The 12206-nt window shown below is 28.3% G+C and carries 11 protein-coding genes; 4 read left to right on the forward strand and 7 right to left on the reverse strand.

From position 1 onward, the window contains the following. Nucleotides 1-324 precede the first annotated feature (324 nt). A complete protein-coding gene (locus ABY863_RS10215; RefSeq protein WP_372794468.1) occupies nucleotides 325-2583 on the forward strand; it encodes a M1 family metallopeptidase in 2259 nt (752 codons plus the stop codon). A 44-nt stretch (nucleotides 2584-2627) separates the two neighbouring features. Here the strand turns inward: ABY863_RS10215 and ABY863_RS10220 are convergent, their stop codons facing one another. The 4 genes from ABY863_RS10220 to cysS all read right to left on the reverse strand — a co-directional run bounded on the left by ABY863_RS10220 (nucleotide 2628) and on the right by cysS (nucleotide 5865). Beyond that, nucleotides 2628-3203: a pentapeptide repeat-containing protein gene (locus ABY863_RS10220; protein WP_372794470.1), complete on the reverse strand. Its 576-nt coding sequence runs from the start codon at nucleotides 3201-3203 to the stop codon at nucleotides 2628-2630. Nucleotides 3204-3211: 8 nt separating this feature from the next. Beyond that, nucleotides 3212-4033 carry a prolipoprotein diacylglyceryl transferase gene (gene lgt, locus ABY863_RS10225; protein ID WP_372794472.1) on the reverse strand — a complete coding sequence of 274 codons (822 nt, stop codon included), beginning with the start codon at nucleotides 4031-4033 and terminating at the stop codon, nucleotides 3212-3214. A gap of 90 nt (nucleotides 4034-4123) precedes the next feature. Next, nucleotides 4124-4390: a membrane protein insertion efficiency factor YidD gene (yidD, locus tag ABY863_RS10230; RefSeq protein WP_372794474.1), complete on the reverse strand. Its 267-nt coding sequence runs from the start codon at nucleotides 4388-4390 to the stop codon at nucleotides 4124-4126. 2 nt (nucleotides 4391-4392) lie between these two features. After that, entirely contained in the window at nucleotides 4393-5865 is a 1473-nt protein-coding gene (gene cysS, locus ABY863_RS10235; protein ID WP_372794476.1) for a cysteine--tRNA ligase, read from the reverse strand. A 293-nt stretch (nucleotides 5866-6158) separates the two neighbouring features. Between cysS and ABY863_RS10240 the strand changes: the two genes are divergently transcribed. Both ABY863_RS10240 and ABY863_RS10245 read left to right on the forward strand, forming a co-directional pair. Next, nucleotides 6159-6917 (forward strand): glycosyltransferase, encoded by a 759-nt coding sequence (locus tag ABY863_RS10240; RefSeq protein ID WP_372794478.1) that lies wholly within the window; start codon nucleotides 6159-6161, stop codon nucleotides 6915-6917. Nucleotide 6918: 1 nt separating this feature from the next. Continuing rightward, on the forward strand, nucleotides 6919-8322 hold the full coding sequence (locus ABY863_RS10245) for an ArnT family glycosyltransferase (RefSeq protein ID WP_372794480.1): 1404 nt from the start codon (nucleotides 6919-6921) through the stop codon (nucleotides 8320-8322). Here ABY863_RS10245 and ABY863_RS10250 read toward each other — a convergent pair. Both ABY863_RS10250 and ABY863_RS10255 read right to left on the reverse strand, forming a co-directional pair. Then, the gene (locus ABY863_RS10250; RefSeq protein ID WP_372794482.1) at nucleotides 8319-9200 is read right to left on the reverse strand and encodes a diacylglycerol kinase family protein; all 882 of its coding nucleotides are present in this window, start codon (nucleotides 9198-9200) and stop codon (nucleotides 8319-8321) included. The two genes, ABY863_RS10245 and ABY863_RS10250, sit on opposite strands and share 4 nt — an antisense overlap. A gap of 7 nt (nucleotides 9201-9207) precedes the next feature. Continuing rightward, entirely contained in the window at nucleotides 9208-11151 is a 1944-nt protein-coding gene (locus tag ABY863_RS10255) for an LTA synthase family protein (protein ID WP_372794484.1), read from the reverse strand. Nucleotides 11152-11312: 161 nt separating this feature from the next. On the opposite strand from ABY863_RS10255, the gene ABY863_RS10260 reads away from it, so the two are divergent. Continuing rightward, nucleotides 11313-11981, forward strand: a complete 669-nt coding sequence (locus ABY863_RS10260; RefSeq protein ID WP_372794486.1) for a hypothetical protein — start codon at nucleotides 11313-11315, stop codon at nucleotides 11979-11981. Here ABY863_RS10260 and ABY863_RS10265 read toward each other — a convergent pair. Beyond that, nucleotides 11978-12206: phosphatase PAP2 family protein (locus ABY863_RS10265; RefSeq protein ID WP_372794488.1), on the reverse strand; the 229-nt coding region annotated here is incomplete at its 5' end. The genes ABY863_RS10260 and ABY863_RS10265 overlap by 4 nt on opposite strands.

Here is a 12206-nt window from a genome sequence, read left to right on the forward strand (position 1 = left end):
CCATCTAGTCAAGCAATTATAAAAATTACTGTTGATCCTGATGAGCAAACAGCCGACGTAGATACAACTAACAATAGTTGGCCAAAAAACAAAGAAACTAAGTTTGAGCAATTCAAGCAAAATAAAATAAAAGGGTAAAATTTAGAGTGATTTAAAAAATTTAGGGAATCGTTCTGAACTAGATTCAGAATTACATCATATATGTAATTAGTCTATATGAGAATCTCAATCAAGTTCACGTTGACGGGAATTTCACTTTATATATAAAATATTTTGTTTATAAATAATACCAATTTTAAAAAACTAGAAACTAATTCATCATAAATGAAAAAATTATTTATAATTCCTGCTTTATTGTTAATTATCGTGACATCAATATTTGCTCAAGAAACCGACCGACAAAAAGGGCATTACAATACAAGTAAGTTCAAACAATTAAATGAAGAATTACCAACACCAAATACTGAACATACAGCATCTGGCGCACCAGGTTATGAATATACTCAACAACAGGTTGACTATAAAATGGATATTATTTTAGATGATGAAAACGAACGAATTTATGGAGAAGAAACTATTATATATCATAACAATTCTAAAGATAATTTAGAATATTTATGGATTCAATTAGATCAAAATATACGTGCTGCAGATTCAAAAACCCCAGACATACGAGAAGATGAAGCAAATGTATTGTACACTGCTGAAGAGTTTGCCAAAAACTATATAAAAGAAGCTTTTGATGGTGGTTTTAAAATTGAATATGTTAAAAATAGTGATGGAAGTGATGCATCATACCTCATTAACCAAACTATGATGCGCTTAAATTTAGAAAAACCAATTGCAAGTGGTGAAATTTTTTCGTTCAAAATAAAATGGTGGTATAACATAAATAATCATGTAACCCAAGGAGGCCGTTCAGGTTTTGAGCATTTTCCAATTGATGGGAATAACAATTATGTAATTGCTCAATTTTTTCCAAGATTGGCTGTGTATAACAATGTTGATGGTTGGCAAAACTTACAATTTTGGGGAAGGAGTGAATTTGCTTTAGAATTCGGAAACTATGAAGTAAATATTACTACACCTGAAGATCACATGTTAGGTGCAACCGGAGTTCTCCAAAATGAAAAAGAAGTGTTGACTAAAACGCAACAAAAAAGATTAGCTGCAGCTAGAAAGTCTTTCCATACACCTGTTGTTATTGCTAATCAAGATGAAGCCATTGAAGCCGAGAAAAAAAAATCTAAAAAATCGAAGACTTGGAAATTTATTGCTGAGAATGTGAGAGATTACGCTTTTGCAAGTTCTAGAAAATTTATTTGGGATGGAATGGCTGTTGATATTAATGGAAGAACCGTAATGGCTTATTCATATTATTCAAAAGAAGCAAATCCATTATATGGAGATTATTCAACAAAAGCAGTAGCGCAAACTTTAATAACCTATTCTAAACATACTATAGATTATCCATATCACAAAGCAATTTCAGTTGATGGCCAAATGGGTATGGAATACCCTCAAATTTGTTTTAATCCAGGAAGACCAAACCCTGATGGAACCTATAGTGATCGTACTAAATATAGAATGATTGGTGTAACTATTCATGAAGTAGGACATAACTTTTTCCCTATGATTATTAATTCTGATGAGCGCCAATGGACTTGGATGGATGAAGGTTTAAATTCTTTTGTTCAAATGTTAGCTGAGCTCGAATTTGAGGCAAATTACCCTTTAAATAGAGGTTTGCCAAAAAATATTATTGGCTATATGAGTGGAGATCAATCTAAATTAGCACCAATAATGACACAAGGTGACCACGTTTATAATTTTAGTGCAAATGCTTATGCTAAACCTGCGGCAGGTTTATGGATGCTTAGAAATACAATTATGGGACCAGAATTATTTGATTATGCATTTAAAACTTACGCAAAACGCTGGGCTTTTAAACACCCAACTCCAGCCGATTTTTTTAGAACTATGGAAGATGCTTCAGCTATGGATTTAGATTGGTTTTGGAGAGGTTGGTTTTACACTACAGGAAGTAATGATATTGGCATAAAAGAAGTGAAAAAATACTATGTTACTGATAAACCTACTGAACGTGTAGAAAACATGGCTAAATCATATGGGATTACTCTTGACCAATTTCCACCTTCCTTATACTTAGTTTCTGAAGATAGCAAAGAATTTACAGCTGATTTGAAAGGCAAAAAAGTTGAGGACTATAATTTATTGAATGATTATATTAAAGAAAATTTCACTGATGAAGAAAAATTAACTTTAAAAGCTCCCAACTATTTTTATGAATTAGTTTTTGAGAAACCAGGTGATTTAGTGATGCCTATAGTTGTTGAATTTGAATATGAAGATGGCACCAAAGAACGCAAACAATATCCTGCTGAAATTTGGAGATTGAATGACAAAGAAGTAACAAAGGTTTTCCCTTCAAGTAAAGTAATTTCAAAAATTACAGTTGATCCTGATGAAGAAACGGCAGATGTTGATTTAAGCAACAATAATTGGCCGAAAAATAAAGATACTAAGTTTGAAGAATTTAAACAAAATCAAGTTAAAGGATAAAAAAAATGAGGCTTTTAAAAGCCTCATTTTTTTTTGAATAATTTTTATACTTCAACTTCAATATTGTATTTACTTAACAATCCAGGTAATCCTTGCAACGAAAATTTAGCTTTTTTTATACTATTAATCTCGGGATCCATAACATAATTATATGAAGTTCTAAAATCAGATTTTTCTAATAATGTGTTGTCGAAAATCGCTCCATTCAAATCGCAATTATTAAATATTGAATGTGTTAAATTAGTTTCCGTAAAATCAACTTCTATTAACTTACAGTTTTTAAATTTTATGTTTTTAAGTTTAAGCTTATAAAATGAAGCTAAATTTAAATCACATTCTTCAAAATTTAGCTCTAATAAAAAATAATCAACTTCATAAAAATGAATCCCCAATAATTTACAATTTTTAAAGTTTACATCTTTTAAGGATGTATTTTTAAATTTTGTCATACTTAAGTTACAAGTATCAAATTCACATTCAAGAAAAGAATAATTTGACAGATTTGAATTTGAAAATTCACAATTTATAAAGGTACAATTCTCATACTCTCCTCTAGTCAATTTTTCAACAGAAAAATTGACTTTTTCAAACACTTTGTTTTCAAAAAATAAATCTAACACTTTTAAATTTAAGCTTTAGTTTTACGAAACATAAAATACAATCCAACTAAAATTAGTGGTATACTAAGCATTTGCCCAGTATTTAGTCCTAAAATCCAATTTTCACCACCTTCTACTTGTTTTTCCTTAAAGAATTCAACCAAAAACCGTGCTGACCAAAGAAGTGCAAAAAATAGTCCAAAAATATAACCTGCTTTTTGCTTTTTGTCAGTTTTCCAATATACAAACCAAAGAATAATAAAAATTACTAAATAGCAAATTGCTTCGTATAATTGTGCTGGATGACGTGGAAAATCTTCTCCTAATCTTTTAAATACAAAACCATAATTAGAATATGTTGGTTTTCCAATAATTTCAGAATTCATTAAATTTCCTAATCTTATAAATACTCCGGCAATTGCAACAGGAATAGCTACTCTATCCAAAATATATAATAATGGCTCTTTTAAAACCTTTTTGCTGTAAAAATATAAGGCTGTAATAATTCCAATGGCAGCACCGTGACTTGCTAAACCGGCAAAACCTGTAACTTCAAATTTTGGAGAAAATCTAAAAGGTAAAATTACTTCTAATGGTTTTCTGATTAAAAACTCAGGATCGTAAAATAAAAAATGTCCAATTCTGGCTCCTATTATTGTAGAAATAACAACATAAATAAATAATGAATCTAACTTTTCAATTGGAATTTTATCATTTATATAAATTTTCTTCATTAAATGTAAACCCAACACAAAAGCAATTACAAACATTAAACTGTAATACCGTATAGCAATAGGACCTAATTTGAATAATATTGGAGAAGGATTCCAGTCTATTTGAAGTAATATCATAGTTTTATTGTTTAGTTGTTGAATTGCTAATTTATTTATTCAATTTTAAAAAGAAACTAAATTTACGTTAATATTTAAAATTATATTTTTTTATTTTCTCTTTGAAGTCATAGACTTTTCCTCTTTTTCTGGAACAGGATCATAACCACTTCCACCCCAAGGATGACAACTTCCAATACGTTTAATTGCCAATTTACCACCTTTAAATATTCCATGCTTTTGCAAGGCTTCTAAAGTATAGCTTGAGCATGTTGGCGAATATCTACAACTTGAAGGTGTATATGGTGAAATAGCGGCTTGATAAAACCGTACCAACCAAATAAAAGGAATTGCTACTATTTGAGTGAAATTTTTCAAAATTAGTTTACTGAAAATGTAGTACCCTCTTTTCCATCATTTAATTGGATACCCAAAACTGCTAGTTCGTCTCTAATTTTATCAGACAATGCCCAATCTTTATTATCACGTGCCTCTTTTCTCATTTTAATCAGCATCTCAACTACTCCATTTATTTTATCTGAACTGTCCTGCTTTACCTCATTTTGCAGCCCTAATACATCAAATACAAACGTGTGTATAGTTGCTTTAAATTCTTTTAAATCTTCAGCTGTTAATGTTTCCTTTTTCTCCATCAACAAGTTCACATACTTCACAGCTTCAAATAACTGCGCAATTAAAACCGGACTATTAAAATCGTCGTTCATTGCATCATAGCATTTTTGCTTCCAAGTTTTAATATCAATAGTTGATGTTGAAGCAACTTCAATTTTGTCTAATTTATGAATAGCTTCAATTAATTTTAAATATCCTTTTTCTGAGGCTTCTAACCCAGCACTTGTAAAATCTAAAATACTTCTATAATTTGCTTGCAACATAAAAAACCGAGTAGCACTTGGTGAAAAAGGCTTACTTAATATGTTATTTTCACCAGAAAATATTTCATTTGGCAAAATATAATTCCCAGTTGATTTTGACATTTTTTGACCATTCAAAATCAGCATATTTGCGTGCATCCAATAATTTACCGGATTCACATGATTATTTACTTTTGATTGAGCAATTTCACATTCATGGTGAGGAAATTTTAAATCCATTCCTCCTCCATGAATATCAAAATTTTTCCCTAAATATTTAGTGCTCATAGCGCTACACTCTAAATGCCAGCCTGGAAAACCATCACTCCATGGTGAAGGCCAACGCATGATGTGGCTTTCATCTGCTTTTTTCCAAAGTGCAAAATCTTGTGGGTTTTTCTTTTCAGATTGACCATCTAACGAACGGGTATTTTCAATTGAATCTTCAAGATTTCTTCCAGAAAGAATTCCATAATTTTCAGTTTCATTATATTTTAACACATCAAAATATACAGAACCATTTACTTCATAAGCCATTCCTTTTGCTAAAATGTCCTTTATAATTTCAATTTGTTCAACAATATGACCTGTTGCCGTTGGCTCAATACTTGGCGGCAAATTATTAATACTCTGTAATGTTTTATGAAAATCAATTGTATATTTTTGAACAACTTCCATAGGCTCAATTCTTTCTAATCGAGCTTTTGTAGATATTTTATCTTCAGAATCATCATCCGTTAAATGACCTGCATCAGTAATATTACGAACATATCTTACTTTATATCCTAAGTGCTTTAGGTACCTAAAAATCAAATCGAAAGACATAAAAGTTCTTACATTTCCTAAATGTACATTACTGTAAACGGTTGGTCCACAAACGTACATTCCAACATTCCCTTCTAATACTGGTTTAAAAATTTCTTTAGATTTACTTAAAGAATTGTATATTTTTAGCTGATTTGTTTTGTATAATTCCATTAATAGTATCTTGTTTTTGAAGTTGTAAAGATAAAAACAAATCCTTAATGGAAAAATTTATACTACAATGGATTTCATTTCATAAAAAACAGTTTTATTCATTCGTTTCAAGACCTCAATTTACAAAGACGAAACATTATTTTAAGTGTTGTATTTTTATCAAAATAAATATTTTAAATTTACACTAAATTTATTTGAAGCCTTTAATGGTTTAAAAATACATTAAGGATATTCGAAATTTAGAAAAAATCTATATAAAAAGCTGAATCATTGCAAAAACTCTCCAAAAAATAATGACAAAACTATTTGATTTATGCATTGTTATACCTTGCTATAACGAAGAAAAAAGACTTGATAAGAATCGTATGTTTAATTTTTTAAATTTAGAGCAAGATGTCTTATTATGTTTTGTTAACGATGGATCAAGTGATAATACTATTGGAGTTCTAGATGAAATAAAAAACAAGTATCCAAATAATGTTGAAGCAATTTCTACTCAAAAAAATGTAGGAAAAGCAGAAGCCGTAAGAACCGGAATATTACATTGTAATACTCATTTTAAACATCAAAAAATTGCTTATTTAGATGCTGATTTAGCTACAACTTTAGAAGAGTGTTTTGAAATTAGTAAAGTTGTAAAAGATGAAACCATATTTGCATTCGGGTCTAGAATACAAAAAATAGATAACCATATTGAACGAAAAATGTTTCGGTTTTTAGTTGGTAGAATTATAGCAACATTTATTTCAAATCAGTTAAAATTAAACGTTTATGATACTCAATGTGGATGTAAAATATTTAAAAGTGAACTTTCTGAGAAAATTTTTACAGAAAAATTTATTTCAAAATGGTTGTTTGATGTTGAACTTTTTCATCGCATTATAAAAATTTATGGTGAAGAAAAAATGTGTAAAATTGCTAAAGAAATACCTTTAAAATCTTGGATAGATTATGATGATTCAAAAGTTAAAATGACTTATTTTTTTAAACTTTGGCTAGATTTATATCGTATAAAAAAACATTACAATCAACTAAAAAATAAAGCAGTTTAAAATGAAGCTGAATCTTAAAAAAATATCTCCTTATTTAATTATAACAGTTGCATTATTACTTTTTAGAGCTTTCATGAATTATGCTATTCCATTAATGGATAAAACGGAAGCTCGTTACGCTGAAATTGCCAGAATTATGGCAGAAACTAATAATTGGATTACGCCACAAATAGATTATGGTCTTCCTTTTTGGGCTAAACCACCTCTTTCAACTTGGCTATCGGCCATTAGTTTTAAATTATTTGGCGTAAATGAATTTGCCGCAAGATTTCCATATTTACTAATTAGCATTTTCATCGTTTTACTGGTTGGAAAATATGCAAAAAGAAAAGGATTGGACTTTTTTATTCCAGGAGTTATTCTGCTAACAATTCCAGAATTTTTAATTCACGCTGGCGTTGTTTCAACAGATACAGCTTTAGCATTTTGCGTAACTTTAGTGATGCTTTCATTTTGGGAAGGCATTCATAACAAAGAACAACACTTTTGGAAATACCTCTTTTTTGTTGGTTTAGGGTTAGGTTTGTTAGCTAAAGGTCCTATTATCATCATTTTAACAGGACCTCCAATTTTTATTTGGGTAGTTATATCTAAACAATTCAAGTCGTTATGGAAATCTTTTCCATGGGTTTTAGGAATATTGATAACTGCCATAATTGCTGTACCTTGGTATTATTTAGCGGAACAAAAAACACCTGGTTTTGTTGATTATTTTATTGTTGGAGAACATTTTAAACGATTTTTAAGTTCAGGTTGGCAAGGTGATAAATATGGATTTCCAAAATCTCAACCACTTGGAATGATTTGGGTATTTTTATTTCTATTTGCAATTCCTTGGATTCAAATAGTAATAAGTAAACTATGGAAAAATAAAGCTATTCTCATAAAAGATAAATGGGTTTTCTTTTTAGTGTTATGGCTATTATGGACACCATTATTTTTTACAGTTTCTAAAAGTTTAATTCATCCATACATACTACCTGTAATGGTTCCAATAGCTTTATTAATAACACATTGGTGGAAAGAAATTTTAAATAGTAAAAAAATAATTATGTGGAGTTTACTATTCCCAGTTTTAGTATTATTATTTTATATAGGCATAACAATTAGTGACAAAAAAGAATTTTATATAAATACTGATAAATATTTAATTGAAAATAGTTCTGAAAATAATATCCCAATCTATCATTGGATAAACAAAAGTTATTCTGGGCAATTTTATACAAAAGGAAGTATAAAATCTATTGAAGACAACACAAAATTAGAAGAGCTTATTTTAAATAAAAAACCATTTTTAATTATTATTCAACATAAAAAACTTGATAAAATTAGTAAGGCTAGTATGCTATTGCTAAAAGAAATTGATAGAAATAATAAAAAAAGTATTTATCTATTTAAAGATTAAGCAGTGATAACTGTTAAAGCCTTTTTTAAAATCTTTATTTTTAATTCATTATTTTTTAAAATATAGAGTTCTCCATCAATTTGCATGTTCATAGCAGAATTGTTGTTTTTAATAATTGTTAAATTATCTAATTGCTTATAAATTACTTCCTTTAATAAATAATGTTTTCTAATTAACAAAAGAAATCCAAAAATTAACATCCTAAATTTATTAATTTTTGGAATTATAACAACGTCTAACAACCCATCTTGTAATGATGCTTTAGGTGTAATTGTAATGTTATTTCCCATTTCATTAGAATTGGAAATAAAAAATAAAAATGGCTGTATTGAAAACTCTTTATTATCTAAACTATATTTATATGTTAAATATTTATAAGACTTAAAAGATTTTATAGATGCTTTAACATAAGAAAACAAACCTCTAGTTGGCATGCTTTCATATTGACAAATAACTTCAGCATCAAAACCAATACCCATATTACTGAAAAAATAATTATTGTTTACTAAACCTACATCTATTTTTAAAATACGCTGTTTTTTTATTTGTACGATTGCTTTATTAATGTTTTTTGGAATTTTTAAATTTGAGGCCAATCCATTTCCTGAACCTACTGCAATAATTCCTAAAATTATATCCTTATTTACTAAGCAACTTGCCACTTCATTAATAGTACCATCTCCTCCACACGCAACTATAATATCCGCATTTTCTTCTATTGATTCTTCCGTTAAAAATATTGCATGTTTTTTTTGTTTGGTATACTTTAATTTAACATTATAATTATCTTTTGTGAAGTGGTTTAAAATTACATCTTCATTTATAATGTGATTTCCTGAGCCAGAGATAGGGTTAATAATAAAATGAATATTTTGCATATAATTCTTAGTTCTTATTTTCAGGTAATCTATATTTTAATGAATTGTACAAATATGAAGCAGTTACAATATGACCTAAAGCATCTTTTGCCAATTCTTTATCAACCTTTTCAGCAGGAATAAGTATATCTTTTTCTGCTACTTTAAATTGAATAGGTTCTTTCCCTGATTGAAGAACAAGTAAATCATCACCATTTCTAAAAGCGTTAGTTGTATAAAATTGCATGATTGCTCTGCCAGGAATTGAATCATTTAATTCAAAAAGATTTCTACCAATCATGGGAGTTTCTATATCTATACCAATTAAATCTAATAATGTTGGAGGCATATCTAACTGACTACATAATTTTTCATAATTTATTGGTTTATCTATATTTGGAGCAATTATTAATGCAGGGATGTGAAATTTATTAATTGGAATGATATCTTTTCCCCAAGTTCTTGTATTGTGATCTGCTATAATTATAAATACTGTGTTTTTATAATAACTTTCATTTTTTGCCATTTTAAAAAATTCTCCAATGGCATAATCTGCATATTTAATGGCATTATTAACTGTATTTTTCTCTTTATCAAATAATGTAATCTTATCATCAGGAAATTCAAATGGTTCGTGATTTGAGCTTGAAAACATTAAAGAAAAAAAAGGTTTTTCTCCGTATGACTTATACAATTCATTCCCTTTTTTCACTAAAGATTCATCAGAAACTCCCCAAGTTCCTTTATAATCATATTCGTCCTTTTTAAAATCATTTTCATCTATTATTTCTTCAAAACCATTCCCATTAAAAAATGAGGCCATATTATCAAAATTAGCTGAACCTCCATAAATAAAACTTGTTTCGTATCCTTTTTCCTTTAATGCACCTGCTAGCGAGAAAAAATTACTTTGTGATTTTCCAAGTTTAACAACACTTCTTGATGGTGTTGGCAAAAAACCTGTAGTAACAGCTTCAATTCCCCTAACACTTCTTGTGCCTGTTGCATACAAATTTGAAAAAAGAATTCCTTCTTTACTTAATTCATCAAAATTTGGAGTTAATGGTAAACCACCTAAAACACCTACATATTCAGCACCCATACTTTCTTGTAAAAAAATTACTAAGTTATATGGTTTCTCAACTTTGTGTGTACTTTTTTGCAAATGCAACAACGGAATTTCTTCACTTTTAAAATCAGTAGCACTCGTTGTCATGTACTTCTTTACTCGTTGCAATGCTTCATCAATGGGTAACTTACCATACATTTTAATCATATCCTCTTCACTTTTCAAAGAATTCAATGCAAATCCAACGGTATAAAGAGAATTTAAAGCTACACTATTTGTAAATTGATCAGATGAAAAAACAGCATCACTTGAGTTAATTGGCCTTACTGAAGTTAAACTTGAACGTAATCCAAAAAACAACAAAAAGAACACTAAAGGTGAAACCAATAACTTAAACTTATATGAACTATCAGAATGAGTTTTAAATAAAATTTTAGATTTTTTAAATAAGTAATACCCAAATATTGATAGTACTATTAATGCCACCAATAAAATACCCCAAAACCCTTTTAAAAGCATTGTAAAAACTTCCTTTGGATACATGAGATATTCAATAAACAATCTATTTGGTCTCGTGTCATATTGCATTAAAAAACTGGGTGTAGCCAATTCCATTAACAATATTAAAAATAAAAATATCACTAAAAAATAACGAATAAAACCTCCTATTTTAATAAGTAAATTGTCTGGTAATAAAACCGTAAACAATGTAGGTATTATAGCAATGTATGAAAGCAATATAATATCCATTCGCAAACCAATTGGAAAAATGAGCCAATAATTTTCTGTTGCTGTTATTCTTGAAGAGAACAAACTTAAAAGAATTAACCTGCTAATTGTAGTAATTAGAATTCCAATACTAAAAAATAATATTATTGGTTTTAAAAACTTTAATTTTTTCATATACTATAATTCTATTAAATTTTGAGGTCAAATTTAGTGCCTTAAACGGTAAAAATCCTTATTCATTGCTTTTTTTTTAGAAATCATCTAATAATTTTCATTTCTTTTTTCTTAACTAATTTCAAAAAATAGTACTTTTGATGAAATTTTAGATTAATATAATGATAAACTTGCTCACTAGAACTGAAAAATTGGCCTACCTCTTTTTAATAATAATATTTGGTTTGGGAATCTATTTCGCAAATACAGATCTTCAATATTTTGATGAAGTTTATACTGTTGAAGATGGCTTTGTTGAATCTGGCTCAGCAATATTTCTTTTTATTTCAAGTATGCTTTTATTCGTTCGGTTTTTTAAACTTTTTAAGCATAAAAACTCCTTTTGGAAATTTGGCATTTTAGCTCTGGCTCTTGTATTCTTTTTTGGTGCTGGAGAAGAAATTTCTTGGGGTCAACGAATTTTCAATGTAGAATCTTCAGAATATTTTTTAGAAAATAATGCACAGGGAGAAACCAATTTACACAATATGGTAGTTGGTGAAACAAAAATTAATAAGTTAATTTTTAGTCAGGTATTAACTTTTATTTTAATCATATATTTACTTATTACTCCTTTTTTATATCGAAAATATAAGTGGGTTAAAAATTTAGCGGATAAATTTGCAGTTCCTATTGTTCACTGGCATCATACTATTTCATTTTTAATATGTACGCTGCTACTAGTTTTTATTTCATCCAATAGAAAATGGGAAATATATGAATTAGCTTTTAGTGTAATTTTCTTATTGATTTTTATGAAACCTTTAAATAAAGAAATTTACACGTCTTAAAGTCTCAGCTTTTTTAAGAAGATTTTACATAATTTATAAAACAAAGCTCCATAAATAAGTCCAAAAAGAATTCCAGTAATTACATCTAAAGGAAAGTGAACTCCAATATAAACTCTACTATAGGCTACTAAAAATGCCCATAAAATTACTATTGGAAGCACATATTTTGAGTAAGATTTTAATAACATTCCAAAAAATATTGCTATCGCCATTGAATTGGCTGCA

It is taken from the genome of Lutibacter sp. (assembly GCF_041562875.1).
GTDB lineage: Bacteria > Bacteroidota > Bacteroidia > Flavobacteriales > Flavobacteriaceae > Lutibacter.

Bases quoted from the DNA above. Each gene is read 5' to 3' on its own strand.
- ABY863_RS10250 (WP_372794482.1), bottom strand. From the start codon at position 9,200: ATGCAAAATATTCATTTTATTATTAACCCTATCTCTGGCTCAGGAAAT.
- ABY863_RS10215 (WP_372794468.1), top strand. From the start codon at position 325: ATGAAAAAATTATTTATAATTCCTGCTTTATTGTTAATTATCGTGACA.
- cysS (WP_372794476.1), bottom strand. From the start codon at position 5,865: ATGGAATTATACAAAACAAATCAGCTAAAAATATACAATTCTTTAAGT.
- ABY863_RS10260 (WP_372794486.1), top strand. From the start codon at position 11,313: ATGATAAACTTGCTCACTAGAACTGAAAAATTGGCCTACCTCTTTTTA.
- ABY863_RS10245 (WP_372794480.1), top strand. From the start codon at position 6,919: ATGAAGCTGAATCTTAAAAAAATATCTCCTTATTTAATTATAACAGTT.
- lgt (WP_372794472.1), bottom strand. From the start codon at position 4,033: ATGATATTACTTCAAATAGACTGGAATCCTTCTCCAATATTATTCAAA.
- ABY863_RS10240 (WP_372794478.1), top strand. From the start codon at position 6,159: ATGACAAAACTATTTGATTTATGCATTGTTATACCTTGCTATAACGAA.
- ABY863_RS10255 (WP_372794484.1), bottom strand. From the start codon at position 11,151: ATGAAAAAATTAAAGTTTTTAAAACCAATAATATTATTTTTTAGTATT.